The sequence below is a fragment of the Pseudomonas oryzicola genome, assembly GCF_014269185.2.
GTDB lineage: Bacteria > Pseudomonadota > Gammaproteobacteria > Pseudomonadales > Pseudomonadaceae > Aquipseudomonas > Aquipseudomonas oryzicola.
In genome coordinates, this window is sequence record NZ_JABWRZ020000002.1 from 244,358 (window position 1) to 267,284 (window position 22,927).

Sequence of the window (22,927 nt, forward strand, 5' to 3'; positions counted from 1 at the left end):
ATCACGGTCAGTCTGGCGTTTAATTATTTTTAGGGCGAACCACAGCGACATTCATCACAGTCGATATCGTCCATGTCAACCTAACTAGCCAATCATTCTATCGATGCAACTGGCATATCGGGGCACGATCAGGCACGAATAATAGTGACTGATCGAGGTCAATCATATGCGTAATATATTCGCAGCCCGATTCAAAGACAAAACGCTGTCAGAATACATCTCGAACGAAACACCCGCTTCTCCGCTCCAAAAACTCCTACGCCAAGCGGCCTATAGCACCAAAATAGTCGGAGCCGCTTTTATAGCGATGGCCGTATACATCGCCCCGGCCCCGGCCTATGCAATCTACTGTTCGAACTGCTCAACGTTCTATCAGCAAATTTTTGAGTACGCTGAGGCGGTTAACACGGCTCTGAACACCGCCAAGCAACTGCAAACCCAGATGCAGCAGTATCAAAGCATGATCACGCAGGGCACGGGCTTGCCTGATTCGATGTTCGGCAGTATCGCGGCTGATCTTAAAAACGTGATGAACGTCTACGACCGCTCGCAGGCGTTGGGCCGCCAAATCCAGAATATGGATTCGCAGTTCAACACGGCTTTCCCCGGCTTCATTTCGTACCTGAATCAAGCTGCCAACTCGGCTGAGTCACCGACACAAGATCGCTATCAGACGTGGTCTGAGCAAGGCCGCGATAACGTGAAAGCTGCGCTAGAAGCGGCGAACCTCAATACCAGCACCTTTGAGTCTGAGGGCGAGCAGCTTGACCGCATGATGACCCGTTCACAGTCGGCTGTGGGCCGGATGCAAGCACTTCAGGCGGGCAACGAAATAGCCTCGCAGAACGTACAGCAGTTGCAAAAGTTGCGCGATCTGGTGGCTACGCAAATCAACATGCAGGGCAACTATCTGGCTCAACAGGGTGACCGTACAGCAGCCAGCGAAGCTACCGAACAGCAGTTTGAAGCGCGCAAAAATACACGCGGCGGCGTAAAGGGGTACTGAGAATGACTATTTCGAAATGGCTCATCGCGTTGATCTGCTCCGGCTCTGCACTAACCGGTTCTATGGTCACCGTGGCGGTTCAACGCAACAGCGAATGTACATCGGTGGCGGAGCAGCAACAGCGCGACGCTGATGCCTCGTTTGAAGCACGCCCGAACACTCGCGGCGGCGTTAAGGGGTACTAGCTATGGATCGTCGCCTACTGTTCTTCCTCGTCTTGGCGAGTGTATTCGTGAGCGGAGATGCTATGGCCGCGACCGACCTTTCCCATGCCGACACTTCGGTCCAGGGCCTACTCGACCTCGTTTTACAGCAGTCGCACCAGTGGTCAGGAAAGCTGTATGACTACGCGATCAGATTATTCTGGCTGTTGGCCTCGATTCAGTTCATCTGGACGTTCATGCCTCTGGTCATGAAGCAAGCCGACTTCGGCGAGATTGTCGGCGAGCTGCTGCGCTTCGTCCTGGTGGTCGGTTTCTTCCTTGCCGTTATGAAGTACTCGGTGGAGTGGTCATCTGCCATTGTCGATAGTTTCCGCGATGCGGCGGCATCTGCGAGCGGCCTCGAGCGCGCGTTAGAACCCGGCGATATGTTGGCGGTTGCGCTGGATTTTGGCCGCACCATGGTGAAGGGCATATCAGTGTTTTCGCCGGCGAAAGGACTTCTGATCGCAGTTTGCGCAATCCTTGTATTGGCGTGTTTCGCCTTCATCGCTGCATTCATGTTCGTAACGCTCGTAGAGTCTTACGTCATCATCAATGCTTCGGTGCTGTTCTTTGGCTTTGGCGGCTCACAATGGACGCGTGATTTTGCAATCGCCCCAATGCGTTTCACCGTCGCAATCGGAGCCAAGCTGTTCGTCTTAACGCTGATTGTCGGCCTAATCATTCAGTCGGCCAAGCAGTGGTTGGCCGCCTACACCAATGACGAAGCGTCGTTGATGACGATGGTTGGTTTGGCCCTGGTGTGCTGCTATCTGACAAAGACCATTCCTGACCTCATCGGCGGCATGATAAGTGGCACCTCGATGGGTGGTGGATCAGCCATCGGTGGTATGGCGGCGGCTGGTGCTGCCGGTGCAGCGGCGGCAATCGCGACCATCGCCACCGCCGGGTCGGCCGCACCTGCCGCTGCCGGTGCTCTCGGTGCTGCTGGCAGCAGTGGTGCGGCCGGTGCAGCGGGTGCCGGTGACATCAGCAGTGGCAGTCTGGCAGGGGCTATCAACTCCAGCTTTGCCGGTGGTGCCGCTTCGTCTGTAGGTGGCGCAACGTCCTCCGGCGTGGGGGCCTGCACTGGCGGCGGCGCAGCGACCAACGGGGCAAGCTCCGCAGGTGCGAGGACTGGCGGTGCTGCAGCCAATCCATCGGCTACGCCAAGCAATGGCGTCCAGCAAGCCAGGAACGCCGCACAGAGCGGCGATGACAATGATCAGAAAGCAACACCGAAAGGGGGAACTGTTAGTTCCGGCAACACACTGTCCCAAGCGGCCAATGGTGGTGCAAAAGCGCTTGGCGTAATCGCCTCGCTGACAGTCCCGGGCATGGAGAATGCACACTCAGCGTCGCTTGGCGCTGGTCTTATACAGCCAGCTCACGGTGACTCCAGTTCGCTCAAATCCGCAGCGCCGACAGCGGAAGCCCCAGGTATGGAATCAAATATCATTCGACCAGATACGAACACCAGCTCGAATTCCGGTCGCACCGACGTTTCGAGCATAACCTCAAGCAATGACCAGCCGGAGAAATAACCATGAATAGCATTCTGATGTTCGCTGGATTCGCCGTACTCGCCTCCACCTTGGCCATAGCCATATGGGCGTTCGGCCGCTGGCTACGAAGCAAAGGCTACGGGCCATTGCTCGATAGACTGGATCGACAATGCACCGCGTTGCAGCTTCGAGTTAGCCCGCTGGCCCTTTCGGCTTCCTTCCACATGTTTTCCGGAGTGCAACACCTGAGTCGCCTCCCATTGCTTGGTAGCAAGAGCAATGCAGCTCAAACCCAGCAAGTTCTGATGGCGATCCGAGCGGCGCAGGAAGCCCAAAGGCTCGACTCCCCCAGCAACCGCTGACCCTACAATCCCCCGCCAGAGTGCGGGGGTTTGTTTTCCGGAGACACCAAATCTAAGTAGTACGCACGGACTTGTCTCAGCTCACCCTACCGGACAAGCCCCTACCGCTACTCCATCAAAACGACGCCCCCCAGATCGCCTTGATCAAAAGTGCGGAAGACTCTGTCATTAGTAATACGCACGGACTTTGAACACCTTGACCAACAGCTCGGACAGGACCCCATCTATTGCGCGGGGGCTTCGCCATTAGTAATACGCACGAACTTGGTACACTGAATCGCCGGTGCATTTATGTATCTAGAAACCGCCATGACTGATACAGCCATTTGCTTAGCAATGGCTCGCACGCTCAAGCCCTCGCGCCTGAGGGACTGTGCCTTTGCCTGCTTGGAGTTCGCAGCTTCAAGGTAGGTTTCCCGGTCTACCGCACCGGAAGCGCGTCTGCGGCATTCCTCGCGCTTCCTGTGCCGTTCCGCGGCCTCGGTCTGGCTAACGATGGTTTTAAGCTGACCCTGTTCATCGGTGGTGATCCCGAACAGGTTGATAAGCGTGTCGTTTCGCGGCGTGTAGAGCGGCGCGTAGTCCTTACCACCAAAGCTGATTTTTTCCCCGGCTTCATAGGCTTTGGCCTTGCTGAACAGCGTCATAAGCTCTTTCGAGCGGCTATTCCATTGCGGGTCAAGCTCGCGGGCCAGCGCGGCCGCCTCGTGGTACATCTGCTTGCTGTTGGTCGCCCCTGACAGCAGTAGGAAATTCAGCCGCCAAAACAGGTGCTGCATCCGGCTGCCTTCGCTGACGCCGCCGCGCAGCTCAGCGAGCTTGCGCAGGTCTTCGAGGCGATCCCATGCGAGCTGTCTACCGGAGAACCCACGCAGATTGCCGGCCTTGCCCCCAGGCACCAAACGGAAAGGCTTCTTCGTGGTGCGCCGCTCACGCTGTTCGGCCAGTTCCTGCCGCTGCTGCTCGATTGTCCAGCGTGCCGCAGGCAGCAGCGCCTCGGCCAGATACTCGAAGTTGTAGCGAATCGGTTCGCCGTCAGCGCCTCTCTGGACATGAACAACGCGGCAGACTTCCCCGCTCTTGCTGTTGACCGTCTCCACGATGCGCAGCACACGGCTGGCGTCCTTGGCCATCGGGTCAGAGCCGACGTGCGCAAGACGATCCACAAGGTAGCGTTGACAAGCATTCCAACGGGGCAGGGCCTGTCGTGGAATCGTGCCCTCCAGCAGCCACTTGGCCTGTATGCCCCGGCCGCTGTAGATCAGCACGGACGGCGGCGGCAAGCCCTCTTCGGCGCAGAAATATAGGACGGACGCGACCAGTTGGTCAGGCGCTCGCCCAGCCAGCGCGGGCACGCGGTAGGTGTCAAGGTCGGCGAACAGCAGGCCAAGCCGCAGAAGATTTACGACTCGCCTATTGGGTCGGATGAACTCTGCTTGGGACATCCACGTGTCGCGTTTTTTGTCCAACAAATTAAGCACTTTTGGCATATCAGCCAGACGATGAGAAGACTGGCGCTTTTCGCCTCGGGAGTCGACGAGTAACGAAAAAAAACCGGCTCTCGCCCTGTCATGGTACATCTGCGCTTCGTCCTGAGAACTGAAAAGCGCGAGCTGTGAGCTTGCGCCAGTCAGCTCTGCCAGAGAGTTGGCAGTGTCTGATATCGACCTTGTCTCAGGCCCGGTCCGCACCGCTCAGACTGCCATTCCTGGCCTTGGGGCGGGACCAGACTCCCTGCACGAATCAATCCATTCCTCTACCTCGGCCAAATCCCACACGACCTTGCGACTACTCACCGCAATGCGGCGCGGGAATTTACCCTTCATTTCAAAGTTATAGATCGTGCGCTCACACAGCGGGATCATCGCCAGGAGGGTCTTTTTGTCGATCAGTTTTTTGCTCGATGAATGCATAGCTAGGCCCTGTCAGTCACAACGAATGTGTGCCTGATCGTGCCTCTAAGTGCCTATTGCTTCGACGGAATGATTGGCTAAAATGGTTGACATGAAGAAACCATCAACCATAGCTATTTGGAAGGGGTGTGACGCCTCCGTCACAGAGGCCCTATACAGATTTCTTGATCGCTGGGAGCCCTACTCCACAGCATCTAAACGTTATTCGATCGTTCGCCTGGTCGAAGAGCTTATCGACCCTGCCGTAGCGGCATACGCCAAAAACCTTCCATCGAGCTATCAGGGCCATATTCCCGGAGCAGGAACGAACGTAGCGTTCAGCACGATTATGCAGCTGGTTGGTATTGCCGCCATGGTTCGCCTACAGCGCCAATTGCTGCTAGCTTTTGTTCTGACGCATGACAAGCAGTCAGGAGTTGATCGTTGCTTCATTGCAACGCTTGAGACGTTGATAGAACTGGTGATGGCATGTAAGCGCAAGCAGCCGTCGAACAAAGATATGGGCGGTTTAAACGGTCAGCGCTTGAAAGGATTCTGTAGGTTCTGCGGCGTGCGAGCTGAACTTGCAATGTTCGCTGAAGGTGAGAGCCAGCGTGATATCGACGAACACCTACGTCTGAGCAACCTGTACTGCAGTGCTCATCGCCCAAAGACGCCAGATGGGAGCTGGAACCCGGCATACAGGCAAGCAATGAGATCTGTAACACAGTTCGATCTAGAACTAGCCAGACTCAGTAGGCAATGCGCGATACGAACAGAGCCTCTGGCGAAGTCAGGCGACGAGCTCGTCGACACGTATATCTTTAGATATATGCTTGGCCAGACCTTACACCTAGCGGACGAAGCGGAGCTAAGAAACCTCGCTCGTCTAATGGTTGACATGAAGCTGACAGACCGAAAAAAACAAATCCTCGCACTTCAGAAACTTGGCTTCAACCAGTCAGAAATTGCTCGCAGGTTGGAAATCGAGCGCCAAGCAGTATCCAAAGCTCTTCGCTCAATCCCTGATTGTTTTCGAATTTCGATAGCTTGAGCAAGTCGAGCTACGCAGCTGTATTCAAGTGATCAGACGTATTTATCGATCTTACCTACTGGCGGGCCAACACCCGTTTATTGGCCCAGACCATCATCCACGACTATAACTTTGAAAGACTAAATGTAATTCTATTTTTATTTTTTCCAGGATGCTTAGCTAAACCTTGAGAAGGGCCATCCGCGGTAAATAGGTTTGATAGAACCGTCAGTAGCGCACCCAACAATATATAACCAAAAAAGACGTGAGTGACCAATACCAATTGAGACAGCCAGCTAATTTTGTTAGCGTAGATATCACCAAATCCGAGAGTCGTCATCGTGACCACGGAGAAGTAGAAACTCCTTATAAAGCTCAAATTACCCTCCGACGTTAGTAGAGGGAACAAAAAATACAGCAACGTATAAATCAGACTGATTGAGAAGAATGAAATAATCACCCGATTAGGCGACCTACCATAATCTGATGCAAGCCAAAACATTTTCACCAACAGGCCTTTTACTACCCCATTGTTCTCACACCAATCATTCCAGTTGTGCCTCCGATTACAATATTGAAGACTCTGGCGCAACCCAGTTGAATAACAAGCACTTTCAAAGCTAGTGATTCGAAAGTCCGTCTCGCGCGACACATTAGCCAAGTGAAAATATGTTGAACTTGTGAATTTTGCGTTTTTAAAGCTAGTTCCAAAAAGGTTAAACCTTAATTCCTTTCGGGCAATTGGATTATAGCCCCCACCATAAAACTTTGCATCCGACAAGTCCGCAGCATAAAAGGTAGAATCTTGAAAGTTAGACTCCCAAAACTCTACAGATACTAGTTTAGCCGAATGAAACCTTGAACCATTGAAATTACACATGGTAAAGGTTCCAGCCGACAGCTTGGCTCGATCAAATATACAGTCATGAAAAGCTGATCCGCTTACTTTAACTCCGGTAAGCTCCGCATTTAAAAAGTGGGAACCCGAAAGATCCACCCCATCTAATACTGCACCAGTCAGAATAGCCTCATTGAAGTTTGCTCCCTCTCCTTGAGCATTCTGAAATTTCGCCCCGACAATTTTCAGATTCTCTAAATTTGCCTCACGCAAATCAATAAGATCTTCAGTGGATCCAACATAACTATTCCAGTCAGAAAAATCCCCCTTTTCAGCACAGGCGGTCAAAAGCAAATACTGCCTCTTATTGAACGTCTTTTCCATATACAAAGCACACCCATATATTAATGTAAATCAAAACTATAAATAAAACCACCAGCACGATTACCCCGCACTGATGGCAATTCCCCATACAGCTCTTAGGAAATTTAGCGAGCCACTTAAGGACGCACAATTACTGAAATACCTCCAGAAACCGAACACCCATATTCATGCTGCAACTGATATAAAAATCTGCCAACCCGTATTCTAAGTATATCGAGAAAAGCGTTAAGAGCACTTCCATCTCGAGAGTTCTCATTCATAACTTCTCGACACGCACTAATCAAACCTTCACAAATTTCCCTGAGTCTCTTATCAAGGTCAATCTGGCGCAAAAGCCGCAGCAACTTTCGTTTAATTTGATCAATCGACTGAATCACAAATATTGGATTTTCCATAGCATGGGGTTGGTACATTACTCCTTTATGAGCAAGTGTATCCACCATGTCTTGCGCAACCTTCATATTCGAACTGAATCGCCTCACTAATGGAAGCGGACTTCGATGAGTCTTGAGAAGTACCGAAATCAGCTCTTCATGGCTACTCTTCCATCGAATCAGCTCCTTCTCCTCATAATCTTTACCATTGTTTTTATCAATTAGAGTATGACAAGCAACGCAAAGCCAAATCCCATTTTGATCGCTCTCAATACTTGCTTTACCGATATCCCTATAGCGTGCGGCACCAGGCTTCTCTCCGACGATATGAGCCGCCTCTCCTTTTTTGGTTTGCAGGTGCGGGTCAGAGGATGCCGGGCCGATAGTGAGTACATTACACTCTGGATTATTGCAAATGTAACCCGAGCGATAGGCTAAGAGATTTGCTATTTTCACTGAGAAGGCCATATTACTTCCTAAGTATGATTGAACGAGCACTTGAAAATCAACGATGCTTACTAGCTAAATAGTTGAGGCCCCGTATAGAAATCCTAAATTTCTTGCAACCAAGACTGGCTTCTATGGGTCGTAAGCGATACATTCGTCCCTCACACATGCGTGCGACTGGTCATATCGAACATAATGACCAGGCACGTCGAATGCAAACGGCTGTTCAAGTGCAGGCAATTCCCGCTCAAGCGATTAGCTATATGAAGGGACAACTGTGCAAGCTACTCATTCTTTTTTCGAGGTTTCTTAACCGTCCACTCGTCGATCATGTCCGCCCAATCTTGTAGCATCGCTCGACGCTGATCCCGATACTCGGCCTTGTTGTAAACGGCGCGCACGCCTTTCTGCTCATGCGCAAGACACTTCTCGATCCAGTCGGAGTTGTAGCCCGCCTCATGCAGCAGCGTGCTGGCCGTGCGTCGCAGATCGTGGGGACCGAATTTGCCTAATGGCACCCCTTCCTTTTGCGCAAGGCGATAAGTGAGCGTCAGTACTTGGTTGATCGTGGCCGCACTCATTGGTAAATCGGAGTCGTAGCGTGACGGCAGAACGTAGTCTGAACCTCCAGCCAAGGTTTTCAACGCGATGAAGAAATCCAATGCCTGCTGGGACAGAAACACCAAATGAGGGTTACGACGCTTCATCCGCTCTTTGGGGATCGTCCACAGCGCCTCGCTGAAATTGATCTCACCCCACGTCGCATTGGTAAGCTCGCTCTTGCGCACCATTGTCAGCAGAAGGAGCTTTGCCGCAGCACGAACCGAAGTCGCGGTACCGATTCTGTCCATGTACTGGTACATCAGCGCAATTTCATCGGGCGTCAACGCACGGTCACGTGGCTCAAATTTCGCGATGCTGGCAGGCCGTACCAGATCTGCCGGGTTTTCAACCTTCTGGCCACGCTCAATGGCCCAACGGAAAACTTGCAGCACGATCTCCCGCGAGTGGACGGCGGTTGCAGGGGCACCCCGCTCCACTATGGCATCCGTCAGCGCACGCAGATCCTCATGGGTGATTTCGACCAGCTTCTGATTGCCAAATTTCGGCTTCAACTCACGCTCGTAGACTGATCGACGCATGTCTCGCGTCGAATCCGCCATCTGGTAACCGCGCAGCCATTTTTCAGCCCAAGCGTCAAAAGTCTCAGCACCCTTCGTGCGCGCCTTCGCACGCGCTTTTTCCTTAGCTGGAGACTTTCCAGCGGCGACCATCTTCTTCGCCTCCCCTAGCCGCTCGCGAGCCTCTGCCAGAGTGATCCCCCCTAAGCCATAACGACCGAAGGTGATGGTCTCCTGCCGGCCGTTGATGGAGTAGTTGTAGCGAAAGGAGATTGAGCCGGCTGGGGTGACGGCCACGTACAAGCCGTCACGGTCAATCACCTTGTAGAGCTTGTCCTGGGGCTTGAGATTTCGAAGCTTGGTATCGGTGAGCATGGCTTCCACTATTTCCATGAAAAAATACCATGCTCTGAAAAGCTCGGAAAAATGGGGTCCATCCCCAGTAAAACCGGGCCTTTAGGCCAACTCGATACCATGCCAACACTGAGGCAAAGGACATGGTATTGAGCGTCATGCATGGCATCAGATGCAGTCAATACCCCGTACCATGCCACAAAAACACCGTGCTTGGCGATGCAGAACGCTACCCGAATTTGCCAGACCCAAAAAGCCAAAAGCCCGCAATTACGCGGGCTTCAGGGCATTTTTTGCTAAATCGTGCCGGGCAATGCCGGACGTCCAATCATTCCCACTCGATGGTCGCTGGCGGCTTGCTCGACACGTCGTAGGTAACGCGCGAGATACCTTCGATTTCGTTGATGATACGGCCGCTGACGGTTTCCAGCAGCTCATACGGCAGGTGCGCCCAGCGCGCGGTCATGAAGTCCACGGTCTCGACGGCACGCAGGGCCACGACCCAGGCGTAGCGACGGCCATCGCCGACGACACCCACCGACTTGACCGGCTGGAACACCACGAAGGCCTGGCTGGTCTTGTGGTACCAGTCCGCCTTGCGCAGCTCTTCGATGAAGATGTGGTCAGCGCGGCGCAGCAGGTCGGCGTATTCCTTCTTCACTTCACCGAGGATACGCACGCCCAGGCCCGGGCCCGGGAACGGGTGGCGGTAGACCATGTCGTACGGCAGGCCCAGTTCCAGGCCGATCTTGCGCACTTCGTCCTTGAACAGTTCACGCAATGGCTCGACCAGCTTGAGGTTCATTTCCTCCGGCAGGCCACCCACGTTGTGGTGCGACTTGATCACGTGGGCCTTGCCGCTCTTGGCGCCAGCCGACTCGATCACGTCCGGGTAGATGGTGCCTTGGGCCAGGAACTGGATGTTTTCCAGCTTGCTGGCTTCGGCATCGAACACGTCGATGAAGGTGCGGCCGATGATCTTGCGCTTCTTCTCCGGGTCGGCTTCGCCGGCCAGGTTGTCGAGGAACTGCTTTTCAGCGTCGGCGCGGATCACCTTGACGCCCATGTTCTCCTTGAACATGGCCATTACCTGGTCGCCTTCGTGCAGGCGCAGCAGGCCGTTGTCGACGAATACGCAGGTCAGCTGGTCGCCGATGGCGCGATGCAGCAGTGCGGCAACCACCGAGCTGTCGACACCGCCGGACAGGCCCAGCAGGACGTTGGCCGAACCGACTTGCTCACGTACCTGGGCGATGGCGTCTTCAACGATGTTGGAAGGCGTCCACAGGGCTTCGCAGCCGCAGATGTCCTGCACGAAGCGGGACAGGATGCGACCGCCCTGCTTGGTGTGGGTCACTTCCGGGTGGAACTGCACGCCGTAGTAGCCACGCGCGTCGTCGAACATGCCGGCAATCGGGCAGCTCGGGGTGCTGGCCAGCACGTGGAAGTTGCCCGGCATCTGGGTGACCTTGTCGCCGTGGCTCATCCACACGTCCAGGCCCAGCAGGCCGTCGGCGTCGATGTGGTCTTCGATGCCATCGAGCAGGCGGCTCTTGCCGACCACGTCGACGCGGGCATAACCGAATTCACGCAGGTCGGAACCTTCGACCTTGCCGCCCATCTGCTCGGCCATGGTCTGCATGCCGTAGCAGATGCCCAGCACTGGTACGTTGAGGTCGAACACCGCCTGCGGGGCACGTGGGCTGTTGGCTTCGTGGACCGACTCGGGGCCGCCGGCGAGGATGATGCCGCGCGGGTTGAATGCACGGATCGCTTCATCGTCCATGTCGAACGGGTGCAGTTCGCAGTACACGCCGATCTCGCGCACGCGGCGGGCGATCAGTTGGGTGTACTGGGAACCGAAATCGAGGATCAGGATGCGGTGAGCGTGAATGTCGAGGGCCATGACTCAATCTCGTCAGTGGAAATCGGAAACGACGCGGGGCTGTCGTGACAGCCCCGCTAACAGGTATTGCCGGAAGCCTCAGCCTACGCGGTAGTTAGGGGCTTCCTTGGTGATCTGCACGTCGTGCACGTGGGACTCGGCCATGCCGGCACCGGTGATGCGCACGAACTCCGGCTTGGTGCGCATCTCTTCGATGGTCGCGCTGCCGGTGTAGCCCATGGACGAACGCAGGCCGCCCATCAGCTGGTGGATGATCGCCGCCAGGGCACCCTTGTAAGGAACGCGGCCTTCGATGCCTTCCGGTACCAGCTTCTCGGCACCGGCCGAGGAGTCCTGGAAGTAGCGGTCGGACGAGCCTTGCGCCTGTGCCATGGCACCCAGCGAGCCCATGCCGCGATAGGCCTTGTAGGAACGGCCCTGGAACAGTTCGACTTCACCCGGGGCCTCTTCGGTACCGGCGAACATCGAACCCATCATCACGCAGGAAGCACCGGCGACGATGGCCTTGGACAGGTCACCGGAGAAACGGATGCCGCCATCGGCGATCAGCGGCACGCCAGTGCCTTCCAGTGCCGCGGCGACGTTGGCGATGGCGCTGATTTGCGGCACGCCGACACCGGCAACGATACGGGTGGTGCAGATCGAGCCTGGGCCGATACCGACCTTGACGGCATCGGCGCCGGCTTCGGCCAGGGCCTTGGCCGCAGCGCCGGTGGCGATGTTGCCGCCGATAACCTGCACTTGCGGGTAGTTTTCCTTCACCCAGCGAACACGGTCGATAACGCCTTTGGAGTGACCGTGGGCGGTGTCGACAACCACCACGTCAACGCCAGCGGCAACCAGGGCGGCAACGCGCTCGCCGGTGTCCTTGCCGGTACCGACGGCGGCGCCGACGCGCAGGCGACCCTGGTCGTCCTTGCTGGCCAGCGGGTAGGCCTTGGCCTTTTCGATGTCCTTGACGGTCATCATGCCCTTGAGGTTGAACTTGTCGTCGACGATCAGGACTTTTTCCAGGCGGTGCTTGTGCAGCAGCTCGCGGACTTCGTTCTTGTCGGCGCCTTCGCGGACAGTGACCAGACGCTCTTTCGGGGTCATCACGTCGCGGACCTTGGCGTCCAGGCGGCTTTCGAAGCGCACGTCACGGGAGGTGACGATGCCGACCAGGTCGCCATTGGCCAGCACCGGAACGCCGGAAATGTTGTTCAGGCGGGTCAGGTCGAACAGGTCGCGCACGGTAGCGTCGGCATCGATGGTGATCGGGTCCTTGACCACGCCAGCCTCGAACTTCTTGACCTTGCGTACTTCGCTGGCCTGCTGTTCGATGGTCATGTTCTTGTGGATGATGCCGATACCGCCTTCCTGGGCCATGGCAATGGCCAGGCGCGCTTCGGTCACGGTATCCATGGCGGCGGAAACCAGCGGAATGTTCAGCTCGATGCCACGGGTCAAACGGGTCTTGAGACTGACTTCATTGGGCAGTACCTCGGAATAGCCAGGTACAAGGAGGATATCGTCGAAGGTCAGGGCTTCTTGGCTGATACGCAGCATCGCGGGGGCTCCCGGGCGGGAAAAATGGAAGCGCGCCATTATACTCATGCACGGCGCGCCGCTCAATGCAAAATAAGGGCCTTCGGTCAGCCTTGTGGCAGTTTTACCTGTACCACCGCCACCGGCTGGTCGAGCCAGTCGGCGAAGCTGTCGAGAAAGGCCGGAGTGAATCCGGCCTCGCCCCAGTTGTTGAAGATGAAGCCCAGGTTGGAAAAGGCACATGGCTGCAGAAAAATGAAGCCGTTGATGTCGTCTTCGAAACCGCACAGCGGGCAGGTGAAGTTGTCGCTCACCGCCGGCATCCATTCTTCCAGGCTTTCGAACAGCGGTTCGCCCACCTCGCGCCGGCATTCCGGGCAACCGGCCTCTTCGAGGAAACCTTCGGTGGGCGTATAGATGCAGCGCTTGAGCATCACTTCCAGGCCGTTGACCGGCTCATCGAAGGGCAGTTTTGCCGGGTGCAGGGCCACTTTGCGGGCGCCTTCGGCCAAGGCATGGCCCATGCGGTTGCCGGTACGACCACAAGTGGTCAGTTGCTCCTCGACGATCTTTTCGCGCACCAGCCAGCGCAGGATGGCGCGAGCCCGGGCTTCGTGCACCGGGACGGTGGACAGTTTGGGAACGATGATGCTCTGGGTGTTCATGAACGGGGCAAGCCTGAAAACTGCGGTTGTGCTGCAATTCTACCGCCTGCTCAGGTACTCAGGTAGCGACCGATCAGTGCCAGGCCGCTGGCCAGCACCAGCCAGGTGACCAGGCGTACAAAGGCTTCACGGGACAGCCGGTGGGCCAGCCTGCGCCCGGCCCAGAGCCCGACGAACATCACCGGCAACAGGCAGGCGGCAAGCAGCAACAGGCTCTGGTCGGCATACACGCCGGCAACCAGGAACAACGTCAGGCGCACCATCGTGCTGCAACTGATCAGCGCGCTCTGGGTGGCGCGGACCTGCTCCTTCGGTTCCAGCCGCGCGCTCAGGTACAGCGCGTAAAGGAAGCCACCGCTACCGAACAAGGCTCCGAACATTCCGCCTGCCGTCCCCATCGGCACCGCCCAGGCACCCGACAGGTTGGCCGGCCGCACCTTCACCGCCAGCCCGTACAACGCATAGGCGGTCACGAACAAGCCCATCAACAGCAGTAGCAGGTCGGACTTCAGTTGCAACAGGAACACCACGCCCAGCGTGCAACCGATGGCCATGAACGGCAGCAGCCGCAGGAGTTCGCTGCGCACCACATCGCGGCGCGAGGGCAGCAGGTTGCCAAAGGCGGCGACGAAGTCGAGCAGCACCAGCAACGGGATGATCCGCGACAACGGCATGAAGTGGATCAGGATCGGCCCAGCCACCAGCGCGGTACCGAACCCGGCGATGCCGAACACGATGTAGGCGATGCCGACACCTAGCAGGATGGGTAGCCAGTCGAGGCCGGAGAACGACAGTTGAGCAAGCATGGCAGCGGTTCCGAGGAATACAGGCACAGGTTAGCCAGCGAAGAGCCATGCCGACTAATATGCCTTTATCGCCACATCCATCTCGAAAAGGCATGATATGACGTCGATCCGCCAGTTGCGTTACTTCGTGGAAATCGCCGAATGCGGCAGCTTCAGTGCGGCCGCCGAGCGGTTGTACATCGCCCAGTCGGCGCTGAGCCGGCAGATCAAGGAGCTGGAACAGCAACTGGGCACGACGCTGTTCGAACGCACCGCGCGCCTGCCGCGCCTGACACCGGCGGGCCAGGCCTTTCTGCAACGGGCGCGGCGCTTGCTGGCCGACCTGGCGCAGGCCGAGCGCATGACCCGCGACATTGGTGAGGGGCTGCAGGGCAGCCTGCGTCTGAACCACTCCAGCACCGTACCGCTGACCGGCCCATTGCTGGCTCGCCTGGGCGGCTACTTGCGCGACAACCCTGGGGTTTCGCTGGAAATTGCCCAGCAGTCGTCGGAGGCGCAACTGGAGGATATTGCCGATGGACGCCTGGATCTCGGTCTACTGCGATTGCCTGTGTTGCGCCAGCATGAAGGCGTGGTGCTGCATACGCTGTTCAGTGAGCCATTGCTGCTCGCGGTTGCCGCCGGGCATCCGCTGGCTGACGCGCCAGAGGTGAAGCTTGAACAGTTGCGGGTGGAACGATTCGTTTCCATCCCGCACCGGGACCGTGGCGGGCTGAGCTACTTGTCGGCCTCACTGTGCATGGATGCAGGCTTTTTCCCGCGCGCGGCGCAGGTGCTGTCACGCAAGACCACCCAGTTGCAGCTGATTCAGGCAGGGTTCGGGGTGGCGTTGCTGCCGGCGTGCATGCGCGAGATTGCGCCAGCCTCAGTCAGCTTCGTGGCGCTGGAGGGTGGATGTGAGAGTACCGTGGCGCTGGCTTGCAGGCGCGATGCAGGTCAGATGGTGCGCCAGTTCGTGACGGCGATGCGGGCCTGAAGAGCTCGATCGCCGGCTTGCCGGCGATAGGGCCGGGACAGACAACCGGGGCCGATGTCCTTTATGATGCCCGGCATGATCAGAGACCCTTTCGAACGACTCGGCCTGGACCGCGAGGTTCTGACCGTCAGCCAACTCAACGGCCGTGCCCGCGTGCTGCTGGAAGACGTGTTTCGCAGCGTATGGGTGGAAGGCGAGATTTCCAACCTCGCCCGCCCGGCGTCAGGCCACATGTACTTCACCCTCAAGGACAGCGGCGCGCAGGTGCGCTGTGCGCTGTTCCGGCAGAACGCCACGCGGGTGCGCCAGGCCCTGCGCGACGGCCTGGCAGTGCGAGTGCGCGGCAAGGTATCGCTGTTCGAAGGGCGTGGCGATTACCAGCTGATCCTCGATACCGTCGAGCCGGCCGGTGATGGCGCCTTGCGCCTGGCTTTCGAGGCGCTGAAGGAAAAGCTCGGTGCCGAAGGGCTGTTCAGCGCCGAACGCAAGCAGCCGTTACCTACCCACCCGCAGCGTATCGGCATCATCACCTCGCCCACCGGTGCGGTGATCCGCGACATCATCAGCGTGTTCGCTCGCCGCGCCCCGCAGGTGGAACTGAACCTGATCCCCACCGCCGTGCAGGGTCGCGAAGCGATTGCCCAGATCGTGCGCGCCGTCCGCCTGGCCGACAGCCTCGGTTTCGATGCGCTGATCCTGGCCCGGGGCGGCGGCTCGCTGGAAGACCTTTGGTGCTTCAACGAAGAAGCCGTGGCACGGGCCGTAGCGGCCTGCGTCACGCCGATCGTCAGCGCCGTGGGCCATGAAACCGATGTCTCGATCAGTGACTTCGTCGCCGACGTGCGCGCACCCACGCCGTCAGCTGCCGCCGAGCTGCTGGCACCTGACAACAGTGGCCTGCAGCAACGCCTGGATGGCCTGCAACGGCGCCTGTTGCTGCGCATGCAGAACCGCCTGACCCACGACCGCCTGCGCCTGGAATCGCTGACCCGACGCTTGCGCCACCCGGGCGAGCGCCTGCGCCAGCAGGCACAGCGCCTGGACGACCTGGACATGCGTCTGCGCCGGGCGTTCATGCTCAGCCTCAACCAGCGCCACGAACGCCTGGCACGGCTGGATACCCGCCTGGCTGCGCAGCACCCCGGGCGCACCCTGAAACTGCTGGGCCAGCGCCTGGACAGCCTGGCCGAACGCCTGCCACGGGCCATGCGCGAGGTGCTCAAGGACCGCCGCCAGCGCTTCCAGGCCCAACTGCAGACGCTGCAGGTGGTCAGCCCCCTGGCCACGCTTGCCCGCGGCTACAGCATTCTGCTGGACGAGCAGGGCCAGGCTATCCGCAGCGCCGCACAGGCCCGCAATGGCCAGCGCCTGACCGCCCGTCTGAACGAAGGCGAGCTGTTGGTGCGGGTCGAAGACAACCACCTGACCCCGGTCACCCTCTCGCTTCTGGACTGACACATGCCCCGCCTGTTCGCGCCCCTGCTTGCCCTTTCCCTCCTGCTGCTGGCCGGCGGCGCCCAGGCCAGCTACATCACTCGCACGCTGAACAAGCCGGTACCCGGTGGCGTTGCGGTGGTCGACCTCGGCCCCGCCGCCAGTGCGCCCAGTGCCCGCTTCGACGGCAAGCCGGTGCTGGTGGTGAAGGAGCAGGACAACTGGCTGGCCATCGTTGGTATCCCGCTGACCCAGAAGCCGGGTACCGCGCTGCTGAACCAGGGCGGCCGTACCCTGCCCTTCACCGTCGGTAGCAAGAAATACCCCGAGCAGCGCATTACCCTGAAGAACACCCGCCAGGTCAACCCGAACCCGGCCGACCTCAAGCGCATCGACCGCGAACTGGCCGAGCAGATCGCGGCCTACCGCAGCTTCAGCCCAGCCCTGCCGAGCAACCTGATCCTCGACAAACCGGTCAATGGCCCGCTGTCGAGCAAGTTCGGCGTGCGGCGCTTCTTCAATGGAGAAGAACGCAACCCGCATGCCGGCCTGGACTTCGCGGTGCCGGCCGGCACGCCGATCAAGACCCCGGCCAATGGCAAGGTGATCCTGGTAGGCGACTACTTCTTCAATGGCCGCACGGTGTTCGTCGACCATGGGCAGGGCTTCATCAGCATGTTCTGCCACATGTCCAGGATCGATGTGCAGCTGGGCCAGCAGCTGCGTCGAGGGGACGTGATCGGCCGGGTGGGCTCGACCGGGCGGGCCACCGGGCCGCACATGCACTGGAATGTCAGCCTGAATGATGCGCGGGTGGATCCGGCGATTTTCATTGGGGCGTTCCAGCCCTGAACCGGCACTGCCAAGTCAGTTTCACTGCGTTGCGCCTTCTAAAAATACTGCGCAAAAATCAATAAGCACCTGTATTTTTTCAGCCATATAATCTCGCAAAACAGCTTTTTTTAAGCATTCCTCTCAATTTTTTCTGAACGCTTGCCATCCCCCACCCCACTGGTTAGGGTTGAAGGCATGAAAACCTTCAGCACCCTCATCCTGCTCCGACAACATCGCAGCCTCTGCCTGGTCAGCGCCCGACTACCAGGCTGAATCGCGTCGCCTCGCCAATTCATCTCGTTATCGCTCGGCAGGCCCGATCTCGGCCGCACACAAAAGGATTGCTTCCATGACCATGCTCAAAGACCCTTCGAAGAAATACCGTGCTTTCCCGACCATCGACCTGCCTGACCGTACCTGGCCGTCGAAGACCATCACTGCCGCGCCGATCTGGTGCAGCTCCGACCTGCGTGATGGCAACCAGTCGCTGATCGAGCCGATGGATTCGGAGAAGAAACTGCGCTTCTGGAAGACCCTGGTGCAGGTAGGCGTGAAGGAAATCGAAGCCTCGTTCCCGTCCGCCTCGCAAACCGATTTCGACTTCGTGCGCATGCTGATCGAAGACGGCCACATCCCGGACGACACCACCATCCAGGTGCTCACCCAGGCCCGTGAAGACCTGATCGCCCGCACCTTCGAGTCGCTGCGCGGCGCGAAGAAGGCCATCGTCCACCTGTACAACGCCACCAGCCCGTCGTTCCGCCGCATCGTCTTCAACCAGGACAAGCAAGGCGTCAAGGACATCGCGGTGAACGCGGCCAAGCTGTTCGTCAAGTACGCTGCCCAGCAGCCGGAAACCCAGTGGACCTTCCAGTACTCGCCAGAAACCTTCAGCGCCACCGAAATGGAGTTCGCCAAGGAAGTCTGCGACGCGGTCATCGAGGTGTGGAACCCCACGCCTGAGCACAAGATCATCCTCAACCTGCCGGCCACCGTGGAAGTGTCCACCCCGAACATCTACGCCGACCAGATCGAGTGGTTCTGCCGTAATGTCAGCCGTCGCGACAGCGTGATCATCAGCCTGCACTGCCACAACGACCGTGGCACCGGCATCGCCGCCACCGAACTGGGCCTGATGGCCGGTGCCGATCGCGCCGAAGGCTGCCTGTTCGGCAACGGCGAGCGTACCGGCAACGTTGACCTGGTGACCTTGGCGTTGAACCTCTACACCCAGGGCATCGACCCACTGCTGGATTTCTCCGACATCGACGGCGTGCGCAAGGTGGTCGAAGAGTGCAACCAGTTGCCGGTACACCCGCGTCACCCGTACGTGGGCGACCTGGTTCACACCGCGTTCTCCGGCTCGCACCAGGACGCCATCCGCAAGGGCTTCGCCAAGCAACAGGAAGGCGAGCTGTGGGAAGTGCCGTACCTGCCGATTGACCCGGCCGACATCGGTCGCAGCTATGAGGCGGTGATCCGCGTCAACAGCCAGTCGGGCAAAGGCGGCATCACTTACCTGCTGGAGCAGGAATACGGCATCAGCCTGCCGCGCCGCATGCAGATCGAGTTCAGCCAGGTAGTACAGGGTGAAACCGACCGCCTGGGCCTGGAAATGACTGCCCAGCAGATCTACAACCTGCTGCACAAGGAATACCTCCAGGCCAACGCGCCGTACGCGCTGGTCAGCCACCGCCTGCAGGAAGAGAACGGCCACAGCGCCGTGGAAGTGGAAGTCGCCGGCGAAGGCGAGACCACCCTGCACTGGCGCGGCAAGGGTAATGGCGCGCTGGAGGCCCTGGTGGCCGGCCTGCCGATTGCCGTCGAGATCATGGACTACAACGAGCATGCCATTGGCGCAGGCACCAATGCCAAGGCCGCAGCCTATATCGAACTGCGCGTGGCCGGCGGCCGCCCGGTACATGGCGTGGGTATCGATGAAAACATCACCACCGCCAGCTTCAAGGCATTGTTCAGCGCGCTGAACCGCTCGTTGAGCCAGCAGGAAGCCAAGGCGGCCTGAGCCGTACCGCAATGAATGAGAAAGCCCGCATCGTTTGATGCGGGCTTTTTTGTTGGCCTGTGCCTGCCTCTTCGCGGGCAAGCCCGCGAAAGGGCCCGCACAGGCAATGCAAAAACTGCAGGCAAAAAAAGGGGCGCTGACCAAGCGCCCCACAAGCCGTAAAGCACACAACAAATTCAGTTGGCGTCCAGCAGCGCGATCGCCTCGGCACTGCACGCCTCTATCCGCGCCCAGTCGCCATTCTTGATCCAGCTGCTGTCGAGCATCCAGGTGCCGCCCACGCACATCACATTCGGCAGCGCCATGTAGTTGCGCACGTTGGCCGGATTGACCCCGCCAGTCGGGCAGAAGCGAATGTCACCGAACGGGCCGCCAAAGGCCTTGATTGCCGCGACGCCACCGCAGATTTCCGCCGGGAACAGCTTGAAACGGCGATAACCCAGGGCGTAGCCCATCATGATTTCGGATGGCGTGCTGATACCCGGCAGCAGCGGGATCTCACTGTCTACACCCGCTTCGAGAATGTCCTGGGTAATGCCCGGGGTAACGACGAACTGCGCCCCTGCAGCTTCAACCGCCGCGAACATGCTGCGATCGAGCACGGTGCCGGCGCCGACACAAAGCTCCGGGCGCTGCTCGCGCAATACCTGGATGGCCTTCAGGCCATATTGCGAGCGCAAGGTCACTTCCAGGGTACGGATACCGCCGGCGGCCAGGGCATCAGCCAGCGGCAGGATGTCTTCCTCGCGGGCGATGGTGATCACCGGCAGGATGCGCGCCTTATCGCAAATGGCATCGATCCGTGCGGCTTTGTCGGCCATCGAGAGCTTGGGCTGTGGGCGTTCGAGGGTGGTCATGACTGTGGATCCTTGGCTCATGGGCACCAGTAGATGTCCAGGGGGGCGTGAAGAAAAGCGCGAATCGGCATTTCCGTAAGGTCGGTGCCAGCCAGCGCGGCGCGCAGGGTAGCGAGTTTGCCCTGCCCTTGCACGGACAGCGCAGTGAAAGCGGCACTGGCCAGCAGCGAGCGGGTCATCGACAGGCGCTGGCGCGGTACGCTCGGTGCCAGCAAGGGCAGGCAGCGGCGTGGGTTGGCCAGGTCGAGGGCGGCGTCCAGGTTGGGGCTGGCGGGGAACAGCGAGGCGGTATGGCCATCATCACCCATGCCCAGCACCAGCACGTCGATTGGCGGCAGCTCGGCCAGCGCCTGATCGGCCTTGCCTGCAGCGGCATCGAGGTTATCCGCCTGCTGGTAAAGGCCAACGAAGCGAGCCTTGGCCGCCGTGCCCTTGAACAGGTGGCGGGCCAGCAGGCCGGCGTTGCTGTCGGCGTGCTCCACCGGCACCCAGCGCTCATCGGCCAGGCTGACGGTGACCTTGGCCCAGTCGAGGTTTTCGCTGGCCAGCTTTTCCAGGAACGGCACTGGGCTGCGGCCGCCGGACAGCACCACGCAGGCCTGGCCGTTGGCGGCAATGGCTGCACGCAGGCGCTCGGCCACGTCATGGGCCTGGGCTGCGGCGAGAGCCTTGGCATCCACCAGCTCATGTACCGTCACGGTCGCTGGCAGTTTCAGTTCAGATATCCCCATACCACGCCCTCCCGTCACGTGTGATCAGAGCAATCGAGCTCATCGGCCCCCAGGAACCAGCCGCATAAGGCTTGGGGGCATCGCCCGCGTTACGCCAGCCGGCGATCAACTGGTCGCACCACTTCCAGGCATATTCGATTTCGTCCTTGCGCACGAACAGGTTCTGGTTACCCCGCATCACCTCGAGCAACAGCCGCTCGTAGGCATCCGGAATCCTCGCGCTGCGCCAGGTGTCGGAAAAATTCAGCTGCAACGGCCCGCTGCGCAGTTGCATGCCTTTGTCCAGGCCCTGCTCCTTGGTCATCACCCGCAAGGAAATACCTTCGTCCGGTTGCAGGCGGATGATCAGCTTGTTACCGATCTGCAAACGCTGTTCCGGGGCGAAGATGTAGTGCGGCGTTTCCTTGAAATGGATGACGATCTGCGACAGTTTCTGCGGCATGCGCTTGCCGGTACGCAGGTAGAACGGCACGCCCGACCAGCGCCAGTTGCGGATGTCGGCACGCAGGGCGACGAAGGTTTCGGTATCGCTCTGGGCGTTGGCGTTGTCTTCCTCGAGGTAGCCAGGCACCGGCTTGCCATCGCTGTAGCCGGCAATGTACTGGCCGCGCACCACACGGGTGCTCAGCCCTTCGCCAGTGATCGGTGCCAGGGCCTTGAGTACCTTGACCTTCTCGTCACGGATGGCATCGGCGGACAGTTCGCTGGGCGGGTCCATGGCGATCAGGCACAGCAGCTGCAGCAGGTGGTTCTGGATCATGTCGCGCAGCTGGCCGGCCTTGTCGAAGTAGCCCCAGCGGCCTTCGATGCCGACCTTTTCGGCGACGGTAATCTCCACATGGGAGATGGAGTTCTGGTTCCACTGGGTTTCGAACAGGCTGTTGGCAAAGCGCAGGGCGATCAGGTTCTGCACCGTCTCCTTGCCCAGATAATGGTCGATGCGGTAGACCTGGTTCTCGGGGAAGAACCGCGCCACGGCGTCGTTGACTCGGCGCGACGACTCCAGGTCGTGGCCGATGGGCTTTTCCAGTACCACCCGGGTGCGCGCAGCCAGCCCGGCCTTGTCGAGGTTCTCGCAGATGGCGCCATACACCGCCGCCGCCGTGGCGAAATAGGCAATCAGCGGCAACTCGCCCTGCAACTGCTCGGCCAGGGCCTGATAGCCCTCGGGCTGGAGGAAGTCCAGGTGCTGGTAGCTCAACCGGGCGAGGAAGCGGCCCAGCGCAGCAGGCTCTATGTCAGCCTCGGGCACATGCCGACGCAGGTGCGCTTCGATACTGTTCAGATGTTCCTGTGCAGTACCGGCCTCGCGGGCCAGGGCCAGCAGGCGGGTATCCGGGTGCAACAGGTTGGCCCGGTCAAGCTGATAAAGCGCTGGAAACAGCTTGCGCAATGCCAGGTCGCCAAGGGCGCCAAACAGGGCAAAGGTGCAAGGTTCGACACTGATCGCAGCCATGATGTTGGTTCTTTCCTAAAGTTGGTCTAGGAATACCGCTTTCACATACGGTTTTCAAGGGATAATGTAGTAAAAACCACAACATTAGACACAAGTGTTACAGACAAGTGGTACGCCAACCGCGCCGACAGTACGATAGACGACCGTGCAAAAAGCCTGCTGCTCCCACAGCCGGCTGTCTTCCCGACCCAAG

20 protein-coding genes are annotated in these 22,927 nt (G+C 58.8%); 8 read left to right on the top strand and 12 right to left on the bottom strand.

Translation table 11 applies throughout. From position 1 onward, the window contains the following. Positions 1-166 precede the first annotated feature (166 nt). From trbJ to HU760_RS19205, 3 genes are all read left to right on the top strand, one after another. On the top strand, positions 167-1,006 hold the full coding sequence (gene trbJ / locus HU760_RS19195) for a P-type conjugative transfer protein TrbJ (protein WP_202883401.1): 840 nt from the start codon (positions 167-169) through the stop codon (positions 1,004-1,006). Positions 1,007-1,193: 187 nt separating this feature from the next. Continuing rightward, positions 1,194-2,753, top strand: coding sequence for a P-type conjugative transfer protein TrbL (trbL, locus tag HU760_RS19200; protein ID WP_186673189.1), 1,560 nt, complete (start codon positions 1,194-1,196; stop codon positions 2,751-2,753). 2 nt (positions 2,754-2,755) lie between these two features. Next, entirely contained in the window at positions 2,756-3,076 is a 321-nt protein-coding gene (locus HU760_RS19205) for a hypothetical protein (protein WP_186673190.1), read from the top strand. A 224-nt stretch (positions 3,077-3,300) separates the two neighbouring features. Here the strand turns inward: HU760_RS19205 and HU760_RS19210 are convergent, their stop codons facing one another. Together HU760_RS19210 and HU760_RS19215 are read right to left on the bottom strand one after the other, a co-directional pair. Next, on the bottom strand, positions 3,301-4,656 hold the full coding sequence (locus HU760_RS19210; protein WP_186673192.1) for a replication protein: 1,356 nt from the start codon (positions 4,654-4,656) through the stop codon (positions 3,301-3,303). 114 nt (positions 4,657-4,770) lie between these two features. Further along, the gene (locus HU760_RS19215; RefSeq protein ID WP_128733840.1) at positions 4,771-4,989 is read right to left on the bottom strand and encodes a helix-turn-helix transcriptional regulator; all 219 of its coding nucleotides are present in this window, start codon (positions 4,987-4,989) and stop codon (positions 4,771-4,773) included. Positions 4,990-5,071: 82 nt separating this feature from the next. Here HU760_RS19215 and HU760_RS19220 point away from each other — a divergent pair, with 82 nt between their 5' ends. Continuing rightward, entirely contained in the window at positions 5,072-6,022 is a 951-nt protein-coding gene (locus HU760_RS19220; RefSeq protein WP_186673194.1) for a LuxR family transcriptional regulator, read from the top strand. A 103-nt stretch (positions 6,023-6,125) separates the two neighbouring features. On the opposite strand, the gene HU760_RS19225 is transcribed toward HU760_RS19220, so the two are convergent. The 7 genes from HU760_RS19225 to HU760_RS19255 form a co-directional block, all read right to left on the bottom strand. Continuing rightward, positions 6,126-7,223 (bottom strand): pentapeptide repeat-containing protein, encoded by a 1,098-nt coding sequence (locus HU760_RS19225; RefSeq protein WP_186673201.1) that lies wholly within the window; start codon positions 7,221-7,223, stop codon positions 6,126-6,128. A 116-nt stretch (positions 7,224-7,339) separates the two neighbouring features. After that, entirely contained in the window at positions 7,340-8,065 is a 726-nt protein-coding gene (locus HU760_RS19230; protein ID WP_186673203.1) for an HNH endonuclease signature motif containing protein, read from the bottom strand. 263 nt (positions 8,066-8,328) lie between these two features. Next, complete coding sequence (locus HU760_RS19235; RefSeq protein WP_186674040.1) at positions 8,329-9,540, bottom strand: tyrosine-type recombinase/integrase; 1,212 nt, start codon at positions 9,538-9,540, stop codon at positions 8,329-8,331. 307 nt (positions 9,541-9,847) lie between these two features. Further along, positions 9,848-11,425: a glutamine-hydrolyzing GMP synthase gene (gene guaA / locus HU760_RS19240; protein WP_186673206.1), complete on the bottom strand. Its 1,578-nt coding sequence runs from the start codon at positions 11,423-11,425 to the stop codon at positions 9,848-9,850. Between the two features lie 78 nt (positions 11,426-11,503). Then, the gene (gene guaB, locus HU760_RS19245) at positions 11,504-12,973 is read right to left on the bottom strand and encodes an IMP dehydrogenase (protein WP_085624113.1); all 1,470 of its coding nucleotides are present in this window, start codon (positions 12,971-12,973) and stop codon (positions 11,504-11,506) included. Between the two features lie 86 nt (positions 12,974-13,059). Further along, positions 13,060-13,617 carry a sugar ABC transporter ATPase gene (locus HU760_RS19250; RefSeq protein WP_186673207.1) on the bottom strand — a complete coding sequence of 186 codons (558 nt, stop codon included), beginning with the start codon at positions 13,615-13,617 and terminating at the stop codon, positions 13,060-13,062. Positions 13,618-13,667: 50 nt separating this feature from the next. After that, positions 13,668-14,423 carry a sulfite exporter TauE/SafE family protein gene (locus tag HU760_RS19255; RefSeq protein WP_186673209.1) on the bottom strand — a complete coding sequence of 252 codons (756 nt, stop codon included), beginning with the start codon at positions 14,421-14,423 and terminating at the stop codon, positions 13,668-13,670. 97 nt (positions 14,424-14,520) lie between these two features. Between HU760_RS19255 and HU760_RS19260 the strand changes: the two genes are divergently transcribed. From HU760_RS19260 to leuA, 4 genes are all read left to right on the top strand, one after another. Beyond that, the gene (locus HU760_RS19260; RefSeq protein WP_186673211.1) at positions 14,521-15,399 is read left to right on the top strand and encodes a LysR family transcriptional regulator; all 879 of its coding nucleotides are present in this window, start codon (positions 14,521-14,523) and stop codon (positions 15,397-15,399) included. Between the two features lie 75 nt (positions 15,400-15,474). Further along, a complete protein-coding gene (gene xseA / locus HU760_RS19265) occupies positions 15,475-16,854 on the top strand; it encodes an exodeoxyribonuclease VII large subunit (RefSeq protein ID WP_186673213.1) in 1,380 nt (459 codons plus the stop codon). Between the two features lie 3 nt (positions 16,855-16,857). After that, complete coding sequence (locus HU760_RS19270; protein ID WP_186673215.1) at positions 16,858-17,685, top strand: M23 family metallopeptidase; 828 nt, start codon at positions 16,858-16,860, stop codon at positions 17,683-17,685. A 331-nt stretch (positions 17,686-18,016) separates the two neighbouring features. Further along, positions 18,017-19,690, top strand: coding sequence for a 2-isopropylmalate synthase (gene leuA / locus HU760_RS19275; RefSeq protein ID WP_186673217.1), 1,674 nt, complete (start codon positions 18,017-18,019; stop codon positions 19,688-19,690). A 176-nt stretch (positions 19,691-19,866) separates the two neighbouring features. On the opposite strand, the gene HU760_RS19280 is transcribed toward leuA, so the two are convergent. Genes HU760_RS19280 through zwf form a run of 3 tightly spaced genes read right to left on the bottom strand, consistent with a single transcriptional unit; the run spans position 19,867 to position 22,734 of the window. Further along, complete coding sequence (locus HU760_RS19280; protein ID WP_186673218.1) at positions 19,867-20,547, bottom strand: bifunctional 4-hydroxy-2-oxoglutarate aldolase/2-dehydro-3-deoxy-phosphogluconate aldolase; 681 nt, start codon at positions 20,545-20,547, stop codon at positions 19,867-19,869. Between the two features lie 17 nt (positions 20,548-20,564). Further along, positions 20,565-21,278 (bottom strand): 6-phosphogluconolactonase, encoded by a 714-nt coding sequence (gene pgl, locus HU760_RS19285; RefSeq protein ID WP_186673220.1) that lies wholly within the window; start codon positions 21,276-21,278, stop codon positions 20,565-20,567. After that, positions 21,265-22,734 carry a glucose-6-phosphate dehydrogenase gene (zwf, locus tag HU760_RS19290; protein WP_186673222.1) on the bottom strand — a complete coding sequence of 490 codons (1,470 nt, stop codon included), beginning with the start codon at positions 22,732-22,734 and terminating at the stop codon, positions 21,265-21,267. The genes pgl and zwf overlap by 14 nt, the downstream gene beginning before the upstream one ends. Positions 22,735-22,927 lie beyond the last annotated feature (193 nt).

Bases quoted from the DNA above. Each gene is read 5' to 3' on its own strand.
- HU760_RS19260 (WP_186673211.1), top strand. From the start codon at position 14,521: ATGACGTCGATCCGCCAGTTGCGTTACTTCGTGGAAATCGCCGAATGC.
- HU760_RS19220 (WP_186673194.1), top strand. From the start codon at position 5,072: ATGGTTGACATGAAGAAACCATCAACCATAGCTATTTGGAAGGGGTGT.
- HU760_RS19205 (WP_186673190.1), top strand. From the start codon at position 2,756: ATGAATAGCATTCTGATGTTCGCTGGATTCGCCGTACTCGCCTCCACC.
- trbL (WP_186673189.1), top strand. From the start codon at position 1,194: ATGGATCGTCGCCTACTGTTCTTCCTCGTCTTGGCGAGTGTATTCGTG.
- pgl (WP_186673220.1), bottom strand. From the start codon at position 21,278: ATGGGGATATCTGAACTGAAACTGCCAGCGACCGTGACGGTACATGAG.
- trbJ (WP_202883401.1), top strand. From the start codon at position 167: ATGCGTAATATATTCGCAGCCCGATTCAAAGACAAAACGCTGTCAGAA.
- HU760_RS19225 (WP_186673201.1), bottom strand. From the start codon at position 7,223: ATGGAAAAGACGTTCAATAAGAGGCAGTATTTGCTTTTGACCGCCTGT.
- leuA (WP_186673217.1), top strand. From the start codon at position 18,017: ATGACCATGCTCAAAGACCCTTCGAAGAAATACCGTGCTTTCCCGACC.
- zwf (WP_186673222.1), bottom strand. From the start codon at position 22,734: ATGGCTGCGATCAGTGTCGAACCTTGCACCTTTGCCCTGTTTGGCGCC.
- HU760_RS19270 (WP_186673215.1), top strand. From the start codon at position 16,858: ATGCCCCGCCTGTTCGCGCCCCTGCTTGCCCTTTCCCTCCTGCTGCTG.
- xseA (WP_186673213.1), top strand. From the start codon at position 15,475: ATGATCAGAGACCCTTTCGAACGACTCGGCCTGGACCGCGAGGTTCTG.
- guaB (WP_085624113.1), bottom strand. From the start codon at position 12,973: ATGCTGCGTATCAGCCAAGAAGCCCTGACCTTCGACGATATCCTCCTT.
- HU760_RS19280 (WP_186673218.1), bottom strand. From the start codon at position 20,547: ATGACCACCCTCGAACGCCCACAGCCCAAGCTCTCGATGGCCGACAAA.
- HU760_RS19215 (WP_128733840.1), bottom strand. From the start codon at position 4,989: ATGCATTCATCGAGCAAAAAACTGATCGACAAAAAGACCCTCCTGGCG.
- HU760_RS19235 (WP_186674040.1), bottom strand. From the start codon at position 9,540: ATGCTCACCGATACCAAGCTTCGAAATCTCAAGCCCCAGGACAAGCTC.
- HU760_RS19230 (WP_186673203.1), bottom strand. From the start codon at position 8,065: ATGGCCTTCTCAGTGAAAATAGCAAATCTCTTAGCCTATCGCTCGGGT.
- HU760_RS19250 (WP_186673207.1), bottom strand. From the start codon at position 13,617: ATGAACACCCAGAGCATCATCGTTCCCAAACTGTCCACCGTCCCGGTG.
- guaA (WP_186673206.1), bottom strand. From the start codon at position 11,425: ATGGCCCTCGACATTCACGCTCACCGCATCCTGATCCTCGATTTCGGT.
- HU760_RS19210 (WP_186673192.1), bottom strand. From the start codon at position 4,656: ATGTACCATGACAGGGCGAGAGCCGGTTTTTTTTCGTTACTCGTCGAC.
- HU760_RS19255 (WP_186673209.1), bottom strand. From the start codon at position 14,423: ATGCTTGCTCAACTGTCGTTCTCCGGCCTCGACTGGCTACCCATCCTG.